This window comes from Pseudomonas sp. Irchel 3F6, assembly GCF_900187595.1.
GTDB lineage: Bacteria > Pseudomonadota > Gammaproteobacteria > Pseudomonadales > Pseudomonadaceae > Aquipseudomonas > Aquipseudomonas siliginis.
This window is the reverse complement of record NZ_FYDP01000005.1, coordinates 323461-343076: the sequence shown is the minus strand read 5'-3', so window position 1 is coordinate 343076 and position 19616 is coordinate 323461. Positions and strand designations below refer to the sequence as shown.

Below are 19616 nucleotides of genomic sequence, written 5' to 3'. Positions count from 1 at the left end.
AGCGGGGTTCGTCGTTTTTACAGCCGTGGATTTACCACATCAGATCATCAGGGATCTGGTACGCCGCGTACGGATCGTCCTCAGCGTTGACCTCTTCGGTCTGCACGTTGAGCTGGACGATGCGCTGCGGGTCGCGCTCCTGGATCTTCAGCGCCGCTTCACGGGGGATCACTTCATAGCCGCCGTTGTGGTGCACGATCGCCAACGAACCGCTGCTGAGCTTGTTGCGCATCAGCGTGTTGACCGAGATGCGCTTGACCTTCTTGTCGTCGACGAAGTTGTAGTAGTCCTCGGTGGTCAGCTTGGGCAGACGCGAGACTTCGATCAACTGCTTGACCTGCGCAGCGCGGGCCTTGGCCTCGGCCTTCTCCTGCTGCTGACGGTTCAGTTCCTGGTCGCGCTTGACCTTCTCGGCCATGGCTTCCTGGGCGGCGCGCTGCTGCGAATCGTCCAGCTCGGCCTGGCCTTTGTGGGCCAGGCGCTGTTGCTTCTGCTTGTCTTTGCTGACCTGCTTGGCCTGCTTTTGGTTGACCAGGCCTGCTTTGAGCAACTGGTCGCGAAGGGAAAGGCTCATCAATGCTTACTCACTTGGGCAACGGCTCAGCCGCAGCTGGGCTCATTCTTTTCCTGGCGTTTGGCTTCGCCCCACAGGGCGTCCAACTCTTCGAGGGTGCAATCTTCCATGGGACGGTGGGTGTCGCGCAATGCCTGTTCGATAAAACGGAAACGTCTTTCAAACTTGCCGTTGGCGCCGCGCAAGGCGGTTTCCGGATCGACCTTCAGATGCCGGGCCAGATTGACCACGGAAAACAGCAGATCGCCGATCTCGTCGGCCACCGCCACCGGATCGTTTTCGGACATGGCTTCGAGCACTTCATCGAGCTCTTCGCGAACCTTGTCGAGCACCGGCAAAGCGTCCGGCCAGTCAAAACCGACCTGCCCGGCGCGCTTCTGCAACTTGGCTGAGCGCGACAGTGCCGGCAAGGTGGCCGGCACGTCGTCGAGCAAGGACAACTGCTCGGGCGCCGAGGCTTTCTCGGCACGCTCTTCGGCCTTGATCTCTTCCCAGCGCTGCTTGACCTGCTCTTCGCTCAAGCGCGGCACGTCGAGCGGCGCGTACAGGTCGCCCGTCGGGAACACATGCGGATGACGACGGATCAGTTTACGCGTGATGCTATCGATCACCCCGGCGAATTCGAACCGCCCTTCTTCCTTGGCCAACTGGCTGTAATACACCACCTGAAACAACAGATCGCCCAACTCGCCTTGCAAATGGTCGAGATCGCCACGCTCGATGGCATCGGCCACTTCATAGGCTTCTTCGAGGGTGTGCGGGACGATGGTCGCGTAGGTTTGCTTGATGTCCCACGGACAACCGAACTGCGGATCGCGCAGACGGGACATCAGATGGAGCAGGTCTTCGAGGCTGTACATCATTTTTCTGTCTCACCACAAAACCATTGTGGGAGCGAGCCTGCTCGCGAAAGCGCTGTGTCTGCAACAAAGATGTCGACTGACACGCCCTCTTCGCGAGCAGGCTCGCTCCCACAGGGAACAATCAATTGCATCACGGGGTACGGTTACGCCGCGTTTCGATGATGTTCGGCAATTGCGAAATCCGCCCCAGCAGCCGCCCCAGCGCATCCAGACCGGGGATCTCGATGGTCAGCGACATCAGCGCGGTGTTGTCTTCCTTGTTCGAGCGGGTGTTGACCGCCAGCACGTTGATGCGCTCGTTGAGCAGCACCTGCGAGACGTCACGCAGCAGCCCGGAACGGTCGTAGGCGCGAATGATGATGTCCACCGGATAGGTGAGCACCGGCACCGGGCCCCAGCTGACCTGGATGATCCGCTCCGGCTCGCGCCCGCCCAGTTGCAGCACCGAGGCGCAGTCCTGGCGGTGAATGCTCACACCACGGCCCTGGGTGATGTAACCGACAATCGCATCGCCCGGCAGTGGCTGGCAGCAACCGGCCATTTGCGTCATCAGGTTGCCGACGCCCTGGATCTGGATATCGCCGCGCTTGCCCGGCTTGTAACCGGTCGCCTTGCGCGGGATCAGTTCCAACTGTTCGTTGCCGCGCTCCGGTTCGACCAGTTGCTGCGCGAGGTTGACCAGATGCGCCTGACGCAGGTCACCGGCACCGAGGGCGGCGAACATGTCTTCGGCGGTTTTCATGTTGGCCTTTTCGGCCAGCTTGTCGAAATCCACCGCCGGCAGGCCGAGGCGATTGAGTTCGCGCTCGATCAGGGTTTTACCGGCCGCAACGTTCTGATCGCGAGCCTGCAGCTTGAACCAGTGAACGATCTTCGCCCGCGCGCGCGAGGTGGTGACGTAACCGAGGTTCGGGTTCAGCCAGTCGCGGCTCGGCGTGCCGTGCTTGCTGGTGATGATCTCGACCTGCTCGCCGGTCTGCAGGCTGTAGTTCAACGGCACGATACGCCCGTTGATCTTCGCGCCCCGGCAGTTGTGGCCGATTTCGGTGTGCACCCGATAGGCGAAATCCAGCGGCGTCGCGCCTTTCGGCAAGTCGATGGCGTGTCCGTCGGGAGTGAAGATGTAAACCCGATCAGGCTCGATGTCGACGCGCAACTGTTCGGCCAGACCGCCGATATCACCCAGCTCTTCATGCCATTCGAGCACCTGACGCAGCCAGGAAATTTTCTCTTCGTAATGGTTCGAGCCGGATTTGACGTCGGTGCCCTTGTAGCGCCAGTGCGCGCAGACGCCGAGTTCGGCTTCTTCGTGCATGGAGTGGGTGCGGATCTGCACCTCGAGGACCTTGCCCTCCGGGCCGATCACCGCCGTGTGCAGCGAGCGGTAGCCGTTCTCTTTCGGGTTGGCGATGTAGTCGTCGAATTCTTTCGGGATGTGCCGCCACAGGGTGTGGACGATACCGAGCGCGGTGTAGCAGTCGCGCATTTCCGGCACCAGCACGCGCACGGCGCGAACGTCGTAGATCTGGCTGAATTCCAGACCCTTGCGCTGCATTTTGCGCCAGATCGAGTAGATGTGTTTGGCCCGGCCGCTGATGTCGGCATCGACACCAGTGGCCTGCAGTTCGTCCTTGAGCTGGGTCATCACGTCGCTGATGAAGCGCTCGCGATCCAGCCGCCGCTCGTGGAGCAACTTGGCGATCTGTTTGTATTGATCGGGTTCCAGATAACGGAAGGACAAGTCCTCCAGTTCCCATTTGATGTGACCGATGCCGAGGCGATGCGCCAGTGGCGCATAGATGTCGAAGACTTCGCGAGCGACGCGGTTGCGCTTTTCATCGTCAGCGGTTTTCACCGCACGGATGGCGCAGGTGCGTTCGGCCAGTTTGATCAGCGCAACGCGCACGTCATCGACCATCGCCACGAGCATCTTGCGCAGGTTCTCGACCTGCCCTTGGGTGCCCATGACCATCGATTGCCGTGGGCTGAGGCTGGCGCTGATGGCCGCCATGCGCTGCACGCCGTCGATCAGCTTGGCCACCACCGGACCGAAGCGCTGGCCGATGGCCGCCAGCTCGATCTGGCCTTCGCGCACGCCGCGATACAAAACGGCTGCGACCAGCGAATCCTGGTCGAGCTTGAGGTCGGCGAGGATCTCGGCGATCTCAAGGCCAGTGCTGAAACTGCAGGAGCCTTCGGCCCACAGATTCTTCTTCGCATTGGACTGCTGTTCGGCCTCGCGAGCGAACTCGCAGGCTTCTTTCAAGGCCTCGCGATCCAGTGCCAGATCGACACTGACCGCGTGATCGAGCCAGGCCTCGAGATTGATACTGCCGTCGGTGTTGATCGGCTGGTGTGCTCTCACCTGTACCATGCTGCTTTACCTTCCCTACGACGCAGATTCAATGCGTCAAATCGCTGATCCTCAGTGTCCGTTCGCGCTCGCGGGGCTCAGGCGAGCGCTGCGCGGACAGATCAGACGGATTCAGACGAGCCGTCCTGGCTCGCTTCAAATAACGCCATGGCCTCGACATGTGCCGTCTGAGGAAACATATCGAGAATCCCGGCACGTTTTAACCGGTAGCCCTGCTTGATCAATTCCTGCGTGTCGCGCGCCAGCGTGGCCGGATTGCACGACACATATACCAACCGTTTGGCACCCAGGGTCGCGAGCTTGCGCACCACCTCGAAAGCACCGTCACGCGGTGGGTCCAAGAGTACCGCAGAAAAGCCGTTTCCGATCCACTGGGCATCGCTCAAAGGCTGGGATAAATCGGCTTGAAAAAACTTTGTGTTATGCAAATTGTTACTGATGGCATTTGCAGCGGCACGCTCGACCATGGTCTGCACACCCTCCACCGCCACCACTTCACGGACGCTTTTGGCCAGCGGTAGCGCAAAATTTCCCAGACCGCAAAACAGGTCGAGCACGCGTTCTTCAGCCGTCGGTTTAAGCCAGTCCAGAGCCTGAGCGATCATCGCTTCGTTGACCCCGGCGTTGACCTGAACGAAGTCACCCGGCCGGTACGCCAGCTCGAGATCCCACTGTTCCAGGCGATAGCCGAGGCTCTGACCGGCTTCGACCGGTTGCGGTTCACCTTCGCCATGCAGCCACAACTGCGCTTCATGGAACTGGCAGAAATCCTTGAGAATGGTCAGATCCGCTTCGGACAACGGCGCCATGTGCCGCAGCAATAGCGCCAGAGATGAGCCGCTGAACAACTCGACATGGCCCAGCGCCTGCGGTTTGCTCAAGCGCCGCAGCATCTCTGGCAAGCGGGTCATGATCGGTTGCAAGGGCTGTACCAGCACCGGGCATTCGCTGATCGCGACGATGTCCTGACTGCCGGCAGCGCGGAAACCCACTTCGAGTTTTTTTGCCTTCATGTCCCAGCGCACGGCGATGCGCGCGCGCCGACGGTAGCCGAATTCCGGGCCGCTCAGCGGCGCCGCCCACTCTTCAGGTTCGACACCGGCCACCCGCGACAATTGCTCGGCGAGCATGCGCTGTTTCAGGGCGAGTTGTTCAGCGTGGGGCAAGTGCTGAACGCTACAACCGCCACAGCGGCCGAAGTGTGGGCATGCTGCCGGGCGCCGCAATTCGCTGGCCGTGAACACGCGCTCGGTACGCGCCTCGACCACTTTGCCGTGGGCGCCGAGCACCCGTGCTTCGACCTCTTCACCGGCAAGGGCGCCGAGGACGAACCAGGTTTTGCCTTCGAAAAACGCGATACCGCGACCGTCATTGGCCAGGCGCTCGATACTCAAGCGCTGCTTTTTGCCGGTCGGGATCTGTGGCGCCTTGCTGCCGCCGGTGGGCTGGAAGCGCAGGCCTCGTTCGTGCTTGGCCATCAGTTCGGCGCGTCGAAAATGCCGGTCGACAGATAACGGTCGCCACGGTCGCAGATGATCGCAACGATCACCGCGTTTTCAACTTCTCTGGACAGGCGCAGCATCGCTGCCACCGCACCGCCCGAGGACACGCCGCAGAAGATGCCTTCTTCGCGGGCCAGGCGCCGGGTCACGTCTTCGGCTTCGCTTTGCGCCATATCGACGATGCGATCGACGCGGTCGGCCTGGTAAATCTTCGGCAGGTATTCCTGCGGCCAGCGGCGGATGCCGGGAATGGCCGAGCCTTCCATCGGTTGCAGGCCGACGATCTGTACGCTGTCGCTCTGTTCTTTGAGGTAGCGCGACACGCCCATGATGGTGCCGGTGGTGCCCATCGAACTGACGAAATGGGTGATGCTGCCCTGGGTCTGACGCCAGATTTCCGGACCGGTGGTGGTGTAGTGCGCTTCCGGGTTGTCGCCGTTGGCGAACTGGTCGAGCACCTTGCCACGGCCTTCGGCTTCCATACGCTGGGCGAGATCGCGGGCGCCTTCCATGCCCTCTTCCTGAGTCACCAGGATCAGCTCGGCACCGTAAGCGGTCATCGCCGCTTTGCGCTCGGCGCTGGAGTTGTCCGGCATGATCAGGATCATCTTGTAACCCTTGATCGCAGCGGCCATCGCCAGCGCGATGCCGGTGTTGCCGGAGGTCGCCTCGATCAGCGTATCGCCGGGATTGATCTGCCCGCGCAACTCGGCGCGAGTGATCATCGACAACGCCGGGCGGTCCTTGACCGAACCCGCCGGGTTGTTCCCTTCGAGCTTGAGCAAAAGGGTGTTGCTGGTGGCGCCGGGCAGGCGCTGCAAACGCACCAGCGGCGTGTTGCCGACGCAATCGGCGATGGTTGGGTACTGCAAGGTCATGGCGTATTCGCAATCCAGACGTGCGGGGGCGCCTATCATACCGGCAAACCCGCGCAGGCCATATCACGCAAAGTGCGGTGCTTATGGTTTATGGGAATAAGCAAATAAAAGTCGCGCCAGTGGTGCGACTTTTATTTGAGTAACACTCAGTTCTTGGGGTGATGCTTGAATTCGCGAGCAGGCTCGCTCCCACAGGGGATGAATTTTGCTTATGCGATCTGCGGTGAATGCACAGCCATTGTGGGAGCGAGCCTGCTCGCGAAGGCGTCCGCATGGGCGACGCCATCATCCGCCAACAAGCGCAAATTCAACCGCAGCCCCGCCCCGGTGTTTTGCGCCCAGAGCAACCCGCCCTGGCGCTGCACCGCATTACGCGCAATGCTCAAGCCCAGGCCAAAGCCACCATCCCCGGGTCTCGATCCGTCCAATCGAATGAACGGCGAAAAGATCCGCTGCAGATCTTCGTCAGCCACGCCGCCGCCCTGATCCTCCAGCCACAAATGCCAATACTCGCCATCGCGCCGTCCATCGAGCCGCACAATCCCGCCCTCCGGCGAGTGACGAATGGCGTTGCGCAGGATGTTTTCCAGCGCTTGCGCGAGGGTATTGAGGTTGCCGCGCACCCAACACGAAGCTTCGACCGAGCATTGCAATTGCAGGCTCGGCCAGCCGCTTTCATAACAGGCGTTGTCGGTGAGCATTTCCCACAGTGCCTGAATCTGGATCGCTTCATTTGGTAACGGCGAGCGGTCGGTGTCGAGCCAGGCCAGTTGCAGGGTGTCTTCGACCAGCCGCTGCATGCCGTCGACCTCGCGGCCGATGCGCTCGCGTAGCTGCGGCAGACCTTGTTCGCTTTCGCTGGCCACACGCAGACGGCTCAGCGGCGTGCGCAGTTCGTGGGACAAGTCGCGCAATAACTGCTGCTGCAAGGCGACTGTGCTTTGCAGGCGCTCGGACATGGAATCGAAGGCCCGCGCCAGCTCACCGAGTTCATCCGGGCGCTGGGTGATGCCGCTCGACAGGCGCACGTTCAACTGATCGGCGCGCCAGGCGTTGGCCTGTTCGCGCAGGTTGTTCAGCGGCACCACCAGCAGGCGATACAGGCCGACACAGAGCAACAGGGTGAACAGCCCGGGAATCACGCCGTTGGTGATCACCCGCCAGAACACCCGGTACTTGCCCGGAACAAAGCGCTCGGGCAACTCGATGACCAGAATGCCGGCGGCCGGATCCTGCGGGAACGGTACCCGCAGCCAAGGTCGGCCCTTCTTGTGGATCGGCCAGTCGAGGCCGCGCAAAAAGGTAAGGTGCTGCACCTCCGCGGCGTTCAACGGCTGGCTGCTCAGCGACTGCAAATCAGCGCCGATCACCCCGACCCAACTGGCCTCGCGCAATTCCATGCTCTGCAACCAGTCATCGACGCCATTGCGCCCGCCGCGCTGCCACGCCTGTTCGGCTTGCGCGGCATAACGGCTGAGGGTGCTGCGGGCGTCACTGGAGAGGAACTGATTGCGCTCCTCCATGTAGCGGCCCCACGACCAGCTCAGCCAGATCATCAGCAGACAGAATGCCACCAGCAGGCACGCCAGTTTCCAGAACAGCGAATGCCGCCCCGGCAGCTCAGACAGTTTCATCGGCGCCGCTCAAGACGTAGCCCTTGCCCCACACCGTGCGCACTTCGCGCTCGGTATAACCGATGGCTTTGAGTTTGCGGCGGATCTGGCTGATGTGCATGTCGAGGCTGCGGTCGTGCGCCGCAAAGCCGCGTTGCAGGACGTGCTGATAAAGGAAGGCCTTGCTCAACACTTCCTCGGTGTTGCGGTGCAGGGTTTCCAGCAGACGGAATTCGCTGCGGGTCAACCCGGCCGCTTGCTCGCCGAAGAACACGTCGCAGTGTTCGTCATCGAAACGCAGGGTGCCGCTGACCACCGCAGCGGTAACCGCAGGCGGGCGCCGATCCAACGCCACCCGGCGCAGGATCGCTTCGATGCGCACATGCAACTCGGCCATGCTGAACGGCTTGGGCAGATAGTCATCGGCACCGAGGCGGAAACCGCTGATGCGATCGGCCTCGGCACCCAGCGCCGACATCAGCAGCACCGGCGTCGAATGGCTCTGCCGCAATTGCGTCAACAACTGCAGACCATCGAGCCCCGGCAGCAGAATATCCATCAGCACCACGTCGAAAGGCTGACGCTGGGCGATGTTCAGACCTTCCTGGCCGTTCTGGCACCAGGTCACCTGAAAACCGCTGCGGCCCAGATGCTCGTGCACATACGCGCCGAGGACCGGGTCGTCTTCAATGGAAAGGATGCGTGGCTGGCCAACGGAAACAGGAGTCATGAGTATCTGCAAGTAATTCTCAGTTGGCGGATTATTCAAGATTGTCCGACAGCGGGCAACACAAGCTTGGCCTGTCGGACGAACGAGTGCGTCGGCGGCGCTGCATTTTCCGCAAGATTGCCCGCCTGCAAATCGCTACACTGCGCCCATGTCGCGTGCCGGATGCACGCATGTGTCAACAGATCAGCGGGATGCGGGAGATAGGCGTGCTCAAGAAACTGGGAATCAAAGGTCGCGTGCTGTTGCTGACCTTGTTGCCGACCAGCCTGATGGCGCTGGTGCTGGGTGGCTATTTCACCTGGACGCAGCAGACCGACCTGCACAGCCAATTGATGCAGCGCGGCGAAATGATCGCCGAGCAACTGGCGCCGCTGGTGGCGCCGGCGATGGGCCACGGCGACTCCGATCTGCTCGAACGCATCGCCACCCAGTCCCTTGAACAACCCGACGTGCGTGCGGTGACCTTCCTCGCTGCGGACCGCTCGCCACTGGCCCACGCCGGCCCGACCATGCTCAATCAGGCCCCGAGCGGCGACAGCGCGCTGTTGCAAAGACGCAGCGGCAATGACGCGACGCGCTACCTGATGCCGGTGTTCGGCAAGCACCGCAATCTCGCCGGTGAAATCATTCCCGAAGAATCCGAACGCCTGCTCGGCTGGGTCGAGCTGGAGCTGTCGCACAACGGCATGTTGCTGCGCGGCTATCGCAGCCTGTTCGCCAGCCTGCTGCTGATCGCCGCCGGACTTGCCGGCGCCGCCCTCCTCGCGTTGCGCATGGGCCGCACCATCAACCGTCCGCTGAGCCAGATCAAACAGGCAGTCGCGCAACTCAAGGACGGTCATCTGGAAACCCGCTTGCCGCCCCTCGGCAGCCAGGAGCTGGACGAACTGGCCTCGGGCATCAACCGCATGGCCGGCACCCTGCAGAATGCTCGCGAAGAATTGCAGCACAGCGTCGATCAGGCCACCGAAGACGTGCGGCAGAATCTGGAAACCATCGAGATCCAGAACATCGAACTGGACCTGGCGCGCAAAGAAGCGCTGGAAGCCAGTCGGATCAAATCCGAATTCCTCGCCAACATGAGCCACGAGATCCGCACGCCGCTGAACGGCATTCTCGGTTTCACTCACCTGTTGCAGAAAAGCGAACTGACCCCGCGCCAGCTCGACTATCTGGGCACCATCGAAAAGTCTGCCGACAGCCTGTTGGGAATCATCAACGAGATTCTCGACTTCTCGAAGATCGAGGCCGGCAAACTGGTGCTCGATCACATTCCGTTCAACCTGCGCGACCTGCTGCAAGACACCCTGACCATTCTCGCCCCGGCCGCGCACGCCAAGCAGCTTGAGCTGGTCAGTCTGGTCTATCGCGACACGCCGCTGTCGCTGGTCGGCGATCCGTTGCGTCTGAAGCAGATCCTCACCAATCTGGTCAGCAACGCAATCAAGTTCACCCGCGAAGGCACCATCGTCGCCCGGGCGATGCTCGAAGACGAACACGAAGACAGCGTGCAACTGCGCATCAGCATTCAGGACACCGGCATCGGCCTGTCGAATCAGGATGTGCGCGCGCTGTTTCAGGCTTTCAGTCAGGCCGACAATTCGCTGTCGCGCCAACCCGGCGGCACCGGCCTGGGGCTGGTGATTTCCAAGCGCCTGATCGAGCAGATGGGCGGCGAGATCGGCGTCGACAGCACCCCGGGCGAAGGTTCGGAATTCTGGATCAGCCTGAGCCTGCCCAAGACTCGCGACGACGCCGAAGACCTGCCCGCCGCGCCATTGCTCGGACGCCGCGTGGCGGTGCTGGAAAATCACGAACTGGCGCGTCAGGCCTTGCAACATCAGTTGGAAGACTGCGGACTGCAAGTTACGCCGTTCAATACCCTGGAAAGCCTGAGCAATGGCGTTACCGGCGCGCATCAGACCGATCAGGCGATCGATCTGGCGGTGATCGGCATCACCAGCAACGACATGCTCCCGGAGCGTTTGAATCAGCACATCTGGGACCTTGAACATCTGGGCTGCAAAGTGCTGGTGCTGTGCCCGACCACCGAACAGACGCTGTTTCATCTGTCGGTGCCCAACCCGCACAGCCAGCTGCAAGCCAAACCGGCGTGTACGCGCAAGCTGCGCCGGGCGTTGTCCGATCTGGTCAATCCGCGCCAGACCCGCAGCGAACCGGGCGAGCCGCTGTCCAGCCGTGCGCCGCGCGTGCTGTGTGTCGACGACAACCCGGCCAATCTGTTGCTGGTGCAGACCCTGCTCGAAGACATGGGCGCTCGAGTGCTCGCGGTGGAAAGCGGTTACGCGGCCGTCAAAGCCGTGCAGAGCGAATCTTTCGATCTGGTGCTGATGGACGTGCAGATGCCGGGCATGGACGGTCGCCAGACCACCGAAACCATTCGCCAGTGGGAAAGCGAGCGGCATTGCACGCCGCTGCCGATCGTCGCCCTCACTGCCCACGCCATGGCCAACGAAAAACGCGCGCTGCTGCAAAGCGGCATGGACGACTACCTGACCAAACCGATCAGCGAGCGGCAACTGGCGCAGGTGGTGTTGAAGTGGACCGGACTGGCCCTGCGCAATCAGGCGCCGGAGCGCAACGGCGACAGCGCGGCGAGTCAGCAGGAACTGCCGGTGCTCGATCACGAAGAAGGCTTGCGCCTGGCGGCGGGCAAAGCGGATCTGGCGGCAGACATGCTCGCCATGCTGCTGGCCTCGCTGGAAGCCGACCGCGAAGCGATTCGCGCCGCCCGTGACAGCCACGACCAGAATGCCCTGCTCGAACGCGTGCACCGTTTGCATGGCGCCACCCGTTATTGCGGCGTGCCACAACTGCGCGCCGCCTGCCAGCGCAGCGAAACCCTGCTCAAGCAGGACGATCCGAAAGCCGCCGCCGCGCTGGATGAACTGGAGCGCTCGATCAATCGACTCGCAGCGCAGGCGCGCATCAGCGCCTGATCCACGGCAAGGCGCTGCACGCGCAAAGCGCTACAGTTGTCGCGGGCCATTGCGGCCCGCGTCGATGTTCCAGGAGGATTCATGCGCACAATCTTTTTCAGCAGTCAGACCTACGATCGCGACAGCTTTCTCGGCGCCGACTGCCCGGCCGGGCTCGAATTGCATTTTCAAGCGGCGCGACTGAGCCTCGATACGGCGGCGTTGGCCGAGCAGCACGAAGTGGTCTGCGCGTTCATCAATGACGACCTCAGCGCACCGGTGCTCGAACGCCTCGCTGCTGGCGGTACGCGGCTGATTGCCCTGCGTTCGGCCGGTTATAACCATGTCGACCTGCCGGCGGTGAAACGCCTCGGCCTGGCCGTCGTGCGTGTGCCGGCCTACTCGCCGCATGCCGTAGCCGAACATGCCGTGGCGCTGATCCTCGCCCTCAATCGTCGCTTGCATCGCGCCTACAACCGCACCCGCGAAGGCGATTTCAGCCTGCATGGCCTGACTGGTTTCGATCTGGTCGGCAAGACCGTCGGCATCGTCGGCACCGGACAGATCGGTGCAACGTTCGCGAAAATCATGCACGGCTTCGGCTGTGAATTGCTGGCCTACGATCCGTATCCCAATCCCGAGGTGCTGGCCTTGGGCGCACGTTATCTGAGCCTGCCGGAGTTGCTCGCGCAGTCGCGGATCATCAGCCTGCATTGCCCGCTCAACGAGCAGAGCAAGCACCTGATCAATCGCGACTCACTGGCGCACATGCAGGCGGGGGCGATGCTGATCAACACCGGGCGTGGCGGGCTGGTGGACACGCCGGCGCTGATCGACGCGCTGAAGGACGGTCAACTCGGGTATCTGGGGCTGGATGTTTACGAGGAAGAGGCGCAGCTGTTTTTCGAGGATCGCTCCGACCTGCCGTTGCAGGACGATGTGCTGGCGCGTCTGCTGACGTTTCCCAACGTGATCATCACCGCGCATCAGGCGTTTCTGACCCGCGAAGCATTGGGCGCGATTGCCGCGACCACCCTGCACAACATCGCGATCTGGGCGGCAGGTGCGCCGCAGAACCAGGTCGAGGGTTGAACGGTTTTACTTGGACAGCGAAGACGCCAGGATCAGCAAGCCCAGCCAGCCGAACCCGAGCAGGCGCTGCTTGCTCGAATGGCCGTTGCGCAGCAGGAACCAGACGAAAAACGCCGGTAGCAGAAACACCATGATTTTCAGCCAGCCCTCCACCGGGCGGCTGCCATCGGCGTTGAGCGGTTGCTGCTCCTCGCGGGCCTGTTCTGCGGCCTGCTGACGACGGCGACGCCCTGCTGCTGCCGGCATCACTTTGGGTAAAGGCTCGGACACTGGCGGCGCAACCGCCTCGGGCACTGCCTTGTTGCGTGGCAGGCTGCCGAAGGAAATCGTCGCGGCTTGCACCGGTGCCGCCGTCGATTGCGCCTGCATGGCGGCATGTTCGGCCATCGGCGCGCCGCAGTGAATGCACACCAGCGCTTCGGAACTGATGCTCCGCTTGCATTCATAACATTCGATCAGCGCCATGTTCCGTTCCTTCAGATTCGGGGGCCGGCAGTGTGCCATGACTGTCGGCGCATTTGAACCGGATCGAAGGTCGCACGCGTGCATCATTCTGCAATCGAGCCCGTGCTAGCATGTCGCGCATATTTGGAGGACCCATGGTCGAACACGATTTCCGCTACACCCTGATGAACCCGCAACACACCCTCACCGAATGCCGCGCCCTCGTTCCGGGCCGCTATCAGGTGACCGGTAACGGTGGCTCGATCCGCATCGGCGATGCCCTGTTGGTCACCCTCAAAGGCAGCAAGGATTTGTCCATGCGCCTGACCGTCGACACGGTCCGCCACTTGATCAATCCGCCAGGCCAATGGACCGCAATGACCACAGGCCCGGTGTTTGGCGAACTGGCCATTCACACCTGGCAGGTCAACTGCGACAGCTGCGCGAAAGAGCTGAGTTTCGAATTCGCCGTGGATGCCAAACTCGGCAAAACCGCCGAGAAACCCGCCGCCACTGCGCGCATCGCCGAGCTCGGCTGGAAAACCGCTGGCGACAAGCACCTGTGCCCGAAATGCCAGGAGCCTGCATGATGAAACGCCTCGCCCTGACCGCACTGATCGGTGTCGGCCTGGCTGGTTGCGCCGCAGAGCCGGTACAACTGCAGCACAACCGCAGCTACATTCTGGAATGGATCGGCGAGCGGCCACTGATGGATTACAGCCATTTGACCGTGACCCTCGGCGATGACGGCCGCGCCTACGGCAACGGCGGCTGTAATCATTGGTTCGCGCCGTACACGCAGGACGGCGACAAGCTGAGCTTCGGCAAGATCGGCAAGACCCGCAAGCTCTGCGCCCCGGCGCTGATGGAGCAGGAACAACGGTTCCTGCAGGCGCTGGAAAAAGTCGAGCGCTGGGACATTTCGCCCATCGAGCAGATACGCTTCTGGCCGGCTCAAGGCAAACCGTTGCGCTGGTGGCTGGAAGAGGGTTGATCCGCCCTGGATCGCCAAGGCCCTCACCCTAGCCCTCTCCCAGAGGGAGAGGGGACTGATTGGGGGATATTGAAGAGTTATGTCGACGTGGTAATTCTTCGCCGAATCCATAATCGACTGGATTCTGTCTGACGGGACCATAATCAACTCGGTGTCTCAGGTCGATGTACGACGAAAGACACCTCGGTCGGCCCCCTCTCCCCCCGGGAGAGGGCTGGGGTGAGGGGCTTCTGGCGGTTTACTTCGTAGCCTGCAACGCCTCCAGCTTCGCCATCACCCCCGCCGCCGTCTGCTCACCCAGCAACTGCTCACGCACCTTGCCCTTGTCATCAATGATGAACGTCACCGGCAGCGCCTCACTGCGCGGCAGGTCGAACAGCTCGGCCGGATCCTGCGCCAGCACGGTGAACTTGATGCCGAGTTTTTCGCTTGCCTCTTTCAGCTCCGCGCCCTGCACGTTGTCGAAATTGACCCCGAACACCCCGACGTTCTTGCTCTTGAGCTCATCAGCCAAATGATTCAGCTCGGGAATTTCCGTGCGGCATGGGCCACACCATTCGGCCCAGTAATTGAGCACCACCCACTGCTTGTCCAGACGTTCGGACGCTACCTTCTGGCCGTTCTGGTCGATGCCGTAATCATTACCGCAGCCCCCCAGCATCAACGCCCCGAGAATCGTCAATGCCGCTGCCAATCGCCGTGTCATGTCGTGTTCCTTGTGAAAATTCGAAAGCGCCTGCGACCCATCGCCTCTGACGGTTCTGGATTGCGCGCCGCACAGTTAGAATAGCCGCCACTTTACGCCAGAAGCGACCCGCCATGACCGATCTGACGCTTTATCACAATCCGCGCTGCTCGAAATCCCGCGGCGCGCTGGAACTGCTCGAAGCCCGCGGCTTGCATCCGAATGTCGTGCGCTACCTGGAAACGCCGCTCAGCGCCGCGCAGATCAAGGCCCTGCTCGGCAAGCTCGGGATCAGCGCGCGACAGCTGCTGCGCAGCGGTGAAGTGGAATACAAAACCCTGAACCTGGCCGACGCCAGCCTCAGCGAGCAGCAGCTGATCGACGCCATTGCCGCGCACCCGAAACTCATGGAGCGGCCGATTCTGGAAGTCGGCGACAAGGCCGTCATCGGTCGCCCACCGGAAAACGTGCTGGAGTTGTTGCCATGAGCACGCCGTACATTCTGGTTCTCTATTACAGCCGCAACGGTTCGACCAACGAGATGGCCCGGCAAATCGCCCGTGGCGTCGAGCAGGCCGGAATGGAAGCGCGTCTGCGCACAGTGCCGGCGATTTCCACCGAATGCGAAGCGGTAGCGGCGGAGATTCCCGCCGAAGGCGCGCTCTACGCCAGCCTCGACGATCTGAAGAACTGCGCTGGCCTCGCCTTGGGCAGTCCGACGCGTTTCGGCAACATGGCCGCGCCGCTCAAGTACTTCCTCGACGGCACCAGCAACCTCTGGCTGACCGGCGCGCTGGTCGGCAAACCGGCCGGTGTGTTCACCTCTACCGCCAGCCTGCACGGCGGTCAGGAAACCACGCTGCTGTCGATGATGTTGCCGTTGCTGCACCACGGCATGCTCATCACTGGCCTGCCCTACAGCGAATCGGCCCTGCTCGAAACCGAAGGTGGCGGCACGCCTTACGGGGCCAGCCATCACGCCGGTGCCGACGGCAAGAACGGTCTTGATCAGCATGAAGTGGCGCTGTGTCGCGCACTCGGTCTGCGCTTGGCGAAAACCGCACTGAAGCTGGTGGGCTGATGGCGAAGAAGCCGAAAGTCCTGCCCTCGATAGAGTGGCTAGAGCCACGGGTCAAGGCGATGCGAGTGCTCAGCCTGCTGAGCTTTTTCGCCCTCGCCGGCTTGCTCGCTGTTTATTACCTGCTGTTCGCCGACCTGCATGGCGCGCGGCCGTGGGTGATTCTGCTGGTCGAGCTGATCCCGTGGCTGGTCCTCGCCCCGGCGATGATCATGGGCAGCGCCCGTGGCCATTCGTGGATGTGTTTTGTGGTGAACCTGTACTTCATCAAAGGCGCCCTGGCGGCGTACGACCCCAACCGGCAGTTGTTCGGCCTGCTGGAAATGGCCGCAAGCCTGGCGGTGTTCTGCTCGGCGCTGCTGTATGTGCGCTGGCGCTATCAGTTGAATCGCAAATTGGCTGGCGAAGGCGAGATCAGCGTCGCCTGACCAACCGCTTTCGCGAGCAGGCTCGCTCCCACAGGGAATGCATTCCAGAGGTGGGAGCGAGCCTGCTCGCGAATGCAGCGACGCGGTTTTAATGGTTGACGGTATAGGCGAGCATCATCGAAATCTGGCTCATCGGCCGTCCGCCACTCTGCTCATGCCACTGGTTGAACGCGTTCTGCACCGTCGCCAGATCGCGCTGGCTGGTCGGCACTTTGTCGACGATCTTCTGCGCATTAAGCGCCGCGACCACGTCGTAGCTCGGCACGAACGTGTCCTTGCCGACCATGCGCAAAAAGCGTGGCGCCGACAGCCCGCCGAGTTGGTGGCCGTGCTTTTTCAGGTACGTCCACAGGCCGACGATATCGGTCACCGGCCAGTCGGCGATCAATGCGCCGAAGCTGCCCTTGTCCTTTTCCACATCGAGAATGAACTGCGCATTGCGCGGCACACTTTTCAGCTTGCCCAGATGGCGGATGATCCGCGCGTCCTGCATCAGCCGCTCAAGGTGCTCGGCGCTCATCAGCACGACTTTTTCCGGATCGAACTTGAAGAACACCTCTTCGAACGCCGGCCACTTGGCGTCGACCAGGCTGTGCTTGAGCCCGGCGCGAAAAACCCGCAGGGCCATGGTCGAGAGGTAGCGGTCGTCGCGGATCTTACGCAGTTGTGCGGGGGTCTTGGGAACGGGCAGATGGGCTTCCAGTTCAGCCGCCGAACCGAAACGGTTCAGACAGTATTCGTGCAGCCACTTGTAATCGCGCATGCCCTCTCCTATTGAATGAAGCGAAGAAACCAATGTGGGAGCGAGCCTGCTCGCGAAGAGGGAGTCTCAGTCAACCAATCAGTTGAATGACACACCGCTTTCGCGAGCAGGCTCGCTCCCACATTTGAAGGTGTTTACAGATTGACGACGTTAACGAAGCGTGAAGCTGCAGTCTCGTCGATCTTCAGGCTGGTGAAGTCGAACAGGTTGCGGTCGGCCAGTTGCGATGGCACCACGTTCTGCAGGCTGCGGAAAATCGATTCGGTACGGCCCGGGGTCTTGCGATCCCAGTCCTGGAGCATTTCCTTGACCACCTGGCGCTGCAGGTTTTCCTGCGAGCCGCAGAGGTTGCACGGGATGATCGGGAATTGCTTCAAGTCCGAGTAGGCCTGAATGTCCTTTTCGTTGCAGTAAGCCAGCGGACGAATCACCACGTTGCGGCCATCGTCGGCGCGCAGCTTCGGCGGCATCGCTTTGAGGGTGCCGTTGAAGAACATGTTGAGGAAGAACGTTTCGACGATGTCGTCGCGGTGATGACCGAGGGCCATTTTCGTCGCGCCGATTTCGTCAGCGAAGGTGTACAGGGTGCCGCGACGCAGGCGCGAGCACAGCGAGCAGGTGGTCTTGCCTTCCGGCACCAGTTCCTTGACCACCGAGTAGGTGTCTTTCTCGACGATGTGGTACTCGATGCCCAGTTCTTTCAGATAGGCCGGCAGCACGTGCTCAGGAAAGCCCGGCTGTTTCTGGTCCATGTTCACCGCGACGATGTCGAACTTGATCGGTGCAACCTTCTGCAGGTGCATCAGCACGTCGAGCATGGTGTAGCTGTCCTTGCCCCCGGACAGGCAGACCATGACCTTGTCGCCGTCCTCGATCATGTTGAAATCGGCGACCGCTTCGCCGGCCAGGCGGCGCAGGCGCTTTTGCAGTTTGTTCTGGTTGACCGTAAGAGTGCCCATGACGCGAAATCCGTGAGGTGTGACGAAAGGCCGGCATTTTACGCAAAAACCCCGGTAGCGCGAAGCATCTGTGGCGAGGGGAATTATCCCCGCTGGGTTGCGAAGCAGCCCCAAAACCTGGGAACTCGTAATGCCTGACACTGCGCGCTGAATGGGCTGGCGACTGCTGCGCAGCCGAACGGGGATAAATCCCCTCGCCACAAAAAGTGTTTCAACCCCAAAAATGCCTTCCCGCGCAAGACCCCGAGGCGATTATCCATCCCGTTTACAGCGCGATTTGCTCTAAGCCCGGCATACCGGTGCGCTGGACTCCTTTCTATACTGCGACATAAGGTCGCACACATCTGAAGACCTGTATTTGCTCGGCCATCTTGGCCCGTAGGCGCTCCGTTGGGGGGCGATGGCAATGACAAGAGGAGTGAATGGCATGATCCATCACGTAGTGGGACTTTTTACCCACCCCGATCAGGAATGGAAGGAGATCCGTGGCGACCAAGAGGAAAGCATCAGCCACATGTACCTGACGCATACGCTCATTCTAGCGGCGATCCCCGCTGTCTCGGCGTTCATCGGCACGACCCAGGTCGGCTGGGTGATCGGCAACCGCGCGCCGGTAATGCTCACGTTTGAAAGCGCTCTGTGGATGACCATCATGTCGTACCTGGCGATGCTCGGCGGGGTCGCGGTGATGGGCGCCTTCGTGCACTGGATGGCGCGCACCTATGACGCCAATCCAAGCTTGGCCCGTTGCGTGGCATTCGCCACTTACACGGCGACACCGTTGTTCGTCGGCGGTCTGGCGGCGCTGTATCCGCACATGTGGCTGGGGATGATTGTCGGTACGGCGGCCATCTGCTACACGGTCTATCTGTTGTATGTCGGCTTGCCGACGTTCATGAACATCCCTTCGGATGAAGGCTTTCTGTTTTCCAGCTCGGTGCTCGCGGTTGGGCTGGTGGTGCTGGTGGCGATCATGGCGTTCACCGTGATTGTCTGGGGCCTGGGTGTCGGCCCGGTCTATACCAACTGACCTGTTTCCTCCCTGAGAAAAACAACATCTGCCAATACAGGCCGCCGCAAGGCGGCCTTCTTGTTGGAGCGACGACCATTCGGCAGGTCGGCGATTCGCAAGTCGCCGGGGTTGCGGCATACTCGGCGTCTCTGGAGATCCATCAAGCATGTCCGAGCAACTCAATACCCGCGTCGAAGATTGTTACCAACTCGCTGAATCCTTTTTCAAACGTTCCTTCAAACGCCCCGTGGTCAGTCTCAAGCTGCGCGGGCAGAAAGCCGGTGTCGCGCATCTGCACGAGAACCTGCTGCGCTTCAACCCGCAGCTGTACCGGGAAAACACCGAACACTTCCTCAAGCAGACCGTGGCCCACGAAGTCGCCCACCTGATCGCTCATCAACTGTTCGGCGACCGCATCCAGCCCCATGGCGAGGAGTGGCAACTGATCATGCGCGGCGTCTACGAACTGCCGCCGGATCGCTGCCACACCTATGAAATCAAGCGGCGCAGCGTGACCCGCTATATCTACAAATGCCCGTGCCCCGACAGTGATTTCCCGTTTACCGCCCAGCGCCATGGCCTGGTGCGGCAAGGGCGGCGGTATCTGTGCCGGCGTTGCCGCAGTACGCTGGTGTTCAGTGGTGAAATGCGGGTGGAATGACAGTTTTGTAGAGTATCGGCGGGCCCC

The 19616-nt window shown here is 61.6% G+C and carries 20 protein-coding genes; 9 read left to right on the top strand and 11 right to left on the bottom strand.

The genetic code is table 11. From position 1 onward, the window contains the following. Positions 1 to 31: 31 nt before the first annotated feature. The 7 genes from CKW30_RS18950 to CKW30_RS18920 all read right to left on the bottom strand — a co-directional run bounded on the left by CKW30_RS18950 (position 32) and on the right by CKW30_RS18920 (position 8534). On the bottom strand, positions 32 to 574 hold the full coding sequence (locus CKW30_RS18950) for a DUF2058 domain-containing protein (RefSeq protein ID WP_016773645.1): 543 nt from the start codon (positions 572 to 574) through the stop codon (positions 32 to 34). Between the two features lie 26 nt (positions 575 to 600). Next, a complete protein-coding gene (gene mazG, locus CKW30_RS18945; protein WP_024013963.1) occupies positions 601 to 1434 on the bottom strand; it encodes a nucleoside triphosphate pyrophosphohydrolase in 834 nt (277 codons plus the stop codon). Positions 1435 to 1567: 133 nt separating this feature from the next. Then, positions 1568 to 3811 carry a GTP diphosphokinase gene (gene relA / locus CKW30_RS18940; protein ID WP_095181589.1) on the bottom strand — a complete coding sequence of 748 codons (2244 nt, stop codon included), beginning with the start codon at positions 3809 to 3811 and terminating at the stop codon, positions 1568 to 1570. Between the two features lie 101 nt (positions 3812 to 3912). After that, a complete protein-coding gene (rlmD, locus tag CKW30_RS18935) occupies positions 3913 to 5289 on the bottom strand; it encodes a 23S rRNA (uracil(1939)-C(5))-methyltransferase RlmD (protein WP_095181588.1) in 1377 nt (458 codons plus the stop codon). Further along, the gene (gene cysM, locus CKW30_RS18930; protein WP_041479583.1) at positions 5289 to 6191 is read right to left on the bottom strand and encodes a cysteine synthase CysM; all 903 of its coding nucleotides are present in this window, start codon (positions 6189 to 6191) and stop codon (positions 5289 to 5291) included. Before cysM ends, rlmD begins: the two co-directional genes overlap by 1 nt. Before the next feature lie 209 nt (positions 6192 to 6400). After that, the gene (locus CKW30_RS18925; RefSeq protein ID WP_095181587.1) at positions 6401 to 7825 is read right to left on the bottom strand and encodes a sensor histidine kinase; all 1425 of its coding nucleotides are present in this window, start codon (positions 7823 to 7825) and stop codon (positions 6401 to 6403) included. Further along, positions 7812 to 8534: a response regulator transcription factor gene (locus CKW30_RS18920; RefSeq protein ID WP_095181586.1), complete on the bottom strand. Its 723-nt coding sequence runs from the start codon at positions 8532 to 8534 to the stop codon at positions 7812 to 7814. The genes CKW30_RS18925 and CKW30_RS18920 overlap by 14 nt, the downstream gene beginning before the upstream one ends. 206 nt (positions 8535 to 8740) lie before the next feature. On the opposite strand from CKW30_RS18920, the gene CKW30_RS18915 reads away from it, so the two are divergent. Both CKW30_RS18915 and CKW30_RS18910 read left to right on the top strand, forming a co-directional pair. After that, complete coding sequence (locus tag CKW30_RS18915) at positions 8741 to 11494, top strand: response regulator (RefSeq protein WP_095181638.1); 2754 nt, start codon at positions 8741 to 8743, stop codon at positions 11492 to 11494. Between the two features lie 81 nt (positions 11495 to 11575). Then, positions 11576 to 12565, top strand: a complete 990-nt coding sequence (locus tag CKW30_RS18910) for a 2-hydroxyacid dehydrogenase (protein ID WP_095181585.1) — start codon at positions 11576 to 11578, stop codon at positions 12563 to 12565. Between the two features lie 6 nt (positions 12566 to 12571). Here CKW30_RS18910 and CKW30_RS18905 read toward each other — a convergent pair whose 3' ends face one another. Further along, positions 12572 to 13030, bottom strand: a complete 459-nt coding sequence (locus tag CKW30_RS18905; protein WP_095181584.1) for a hypothetical protein — start codon at positions 13028 to 13030, stop codon at positions 12572 to 12574. A 134-nt stretch (positions 13031 to 13164) separates the two neighbouring features. Here CKW30_RS18905 and CKW30_RS18900 point away from each other — a divergent pair, with 134 nt between their 5' ends. Both CKW30_RS18900 and CKW30_RS18895 read left to right on the top strand, forming a co-directional pair. Continuing rightward, positions 13165 to 13599, top strand: a complete 435-nt coding sequence (locus CKW30_RS18900; protein ID WP_095181583.1) for a hypothetical protein — start codon at positions 13165 to 13167, stop codon at positions 13597 to 13599. Then, entirely contained in the window at positions 13599 to 14003 is a 405-nt protein-coding gene (locus tag CKW30_RS18895; protein ID WP_073472192.1) for an META domain-containing protein, read from the top strand. Before CKW30_RS18900 ends, CKW30_RS18895 begins: the two co-directional genes overlap by 1 nt. 238 nt (positions 14004 to 14241) lie before the next feature. On the opposite strand, the gene CKW30_RS18890 is transcribed toward CKW30_RS18895, so the two are convergent. After that, on the bottom strand, positions 14242 to 14709 hold the full coding sequence (locus CKW30_RS18890) for a TlpA disulfide reductase family protein (protein WP_095181582.1): 468 nt from the start codon (positions 14707 to 14709) through the stop codon (positions 14242 to 14244). A gap of 113 nt (positions 14710 to 14822) precedes the next feature. Between CKW30_RS18890 and arsC the strand changes: the two genes are divergently transcribed. Genes arsC through CKW30_RS18875 form a run of 3 tightly spaced genes read left to right on the top strand, consistent with a single transcriptional unit; the run spans position 14823 to position 16194 of the window. Continuing rightward, a complete protein-coding gene (gene arsC, locus CKW30_RS18885; protein WP_095181581.1) occupies positions 14823 to 15176 on the top strand; it encodes an arsenate reductase (glutaredoxin) in 354 nt (117 codons plus the stop codon). Next, positions 15173 to 15769: an NAD(P)H:quinone oxidoreductase gene (gene wrbA, locus CKW30_RS18880; protein ID WP_095181580.1), complete on the top strand. Its 597-nt coding sequence runs from the start codon at positions 15173 to 15175 to the stop codon at positions 15767 to 15769. Before arsC ends, wrbA begins: the two co-directional genes overlap by 4 nt. Then, complete coding sequence (locus CKW30_RS18875) at positions 15769 to 16194, top strand: DUF2069 domain-containing protein (protein WP_016773633.1); 426 nt, start codon at positions 15769 to 15771, stop codon at positions 16192 to 16194. The genes wrbA and CKW30_RS18875 overlap by 1 nt, the downstream gene beginning before the upstream one ends. An 88-nt stretch (positions 16195 to 16282) precedes the next feature. Here the strand turns inward: CKW30_RS18875 and CKW30_RS18870 are convergent, their stop codons facing one another. Together CKW30_RS18870 and ttcA are read right to left on the bottom strand one after the other, a co-directional pair. After that, on the bottom strand, positions 16283 to 16957 hold the full coding sequence (locus CKW30_RS18870; protein ID WP_016773632.1) for a DNA-3-methyladenine glycosylase I: 675 nt from the start codon (positions 16955 to 16957) through the stop codon (positions 16283 to 16285). Between the two features lie 134 nt (positions 16958 to 17091). After that, a complete protein-coding gene (gene ttcA, locus CKW30_RS18865; protein ID WP_024013975.1) occupies positions 17092 to 17916 on the bottom strand; it encodes a tRNA 2-thiocytidine(32) synthetase TtcA in 825 nt (274 codons plus the stop codon). 427 nt (positions 17917 to 18343) lie between these two features. Between ttcA and CKW30_RS18860 the strand changes: the two genes are divergently transcribed. Together CKW30_RS18860 and CKW30_RS18855 are read left to right on the top strand one after the other, a co-directional pair. After that, positions 18344 to 18946, top strand: coding sequence for a Yip1 family protein (locus tag CKW30_RS18860; RefSeq protein ID WP_016773629.1), 603 nt, complete (start codon positions 18344 to 18346; stop codon positions 18944 to 18946). A gap of 148 nt (positions 18947 to 19094) precedes the next feature. Further along, positions 19095 to 19589: a SprT family zinc-dependent metalloprotease gene (locus tag CKW30_RS18855; RefSeq protein ID WP_095181579.1), complete on the top strand. Its 495-nt coding sequence runs from the start codon at positions 19095 to 19097 to the stop codon at positions 19587 to 19589. Positions 19590 to 19616 lie beyond the last annotated feature (27 nt).

Coding starts and splice junctions, on each gene's coding strand:
- cysM (WP_041479583.1), bottom strand. CDS start 6,191: ATGACCTTGCAGTACCCAACCATCGCCGATTGCGTCGGCAACACGCCG.
- ttcA (WP_024013975.1), bottom strand. CDS start 17,916: ATGGGCACTCTTACGGTCAACCAGAACAAACTGCAAAAGCGCCTGCGC.
- CKW30_RS18855 (WP_095181579.1), top strand. CDS start 19,095: ATGTCCGAGCAACTCAATACCCGCGTCGAAGATTGTTACCAACTCGCT.
- rlmD (WP_095181588.1), bottom strand. CDS start 5,289: ATGGCCAAGCACGAACGAGGCCTGCGCTTCCAGCCCACCGGCGGCAGC.
- relA (WP_095181589.1), bottom strand. CDS start 3,811: ATGGTACAGGTGAGAGCACACCAGCCGATCAACACCGACGGCAGTATC.
- CKW30_RS18950 (WP_016773645.1), bottom strand. CDS start 574: ATGAGCCTTTCCCTTCGCGACCAGTTGCTCAAAGCAGGCCTGGTCAAC.
- CKW30_RS18920 (WP_095181586.1), bottom strand. CDS start 8,534: ATGACTCCTGTTTCCGTTGGCCAGCCACGCATCCTTTCCATTGAAGAC.
- CKW30_RS18890 (WP_095181582.1), bottom strand. CDS start 14,709: ATGACACGGCGATTGGCAGCGGCATTGACGATTCTCGGGGCGTTGATG.
- CKW30_RS18910 (WP_095181585.1), top strand. CDS start 11,576: ATGCGCACAATCTTTTTCAGCAGTCAGACCTACGATCGCGACAGCTTT.
- mazG (WP_024013963.1), bottom strand. CDS start 1,434: ATGTACAGCCTCGAAGACCTGCTCCATCTGATGTCCCGTCTGCGCGAT.
- CKW30_RS18860 (WP_016773629.1), top strand. CDS start 18,344: ATGATCCATCACGTAGTGGGACTTTTTACCCACCCCGATCAGGAATGG.
- CKW30_RS18870 (WP_016773632.1), bottom strand. CDS start 16,957: ATGCGCGATTACAAGTGGCTGCACGAATACTGTCTGAACCGTTTCGGT.
- wrbA (WP_095181580.1), top strand. CDS start 15,173: ATGAGCACGCCGTACATTCTGGTTCTCTATTACAGCCGCAACGGTTCG.
- CKW30_RS18895 (WP_073472192.1), top strand. CDS start 13,599: ATGAAACGCCTCGCCCTGACCGCACTGATCGGTGTCGGCCTGGCTGGT.
- CKW30_RS18925 (WP_095181587.1), bottom strand. CDS start 7,825: ATGAAACTGTCTGAGCTGCCGGGGCGGCATTCGCTGTTCTGGAAACTG.
- CKW30_RS18875 (WP_016773633.1), top strand. CDS start 15,769: ATGGCGAAGAAGCCGAAAGTCCTGCCCTCGATAGAGTGGCTAGAGCCA.
- CKW30_RS18905 (WP_095181584.1), bottom strand. CDS start 13,030: ATGGCGCTGATCGAATGTTATGAATGCAAGCGGAGCATCAGTTCCGAA.
- CKW30_RS18900 (WP_095181583.1), top strand. CDS start 13,165: ATGGTCGAACACGATTTCCGCTACACCCTGATGAACCCGCAACACACC.
- arsC (WP_095181581.1), top strand. CDS start 14,823: ATGACCGATCTGACGCTTTATCACAATCCGCGCTGCTCGAAATCCCGC.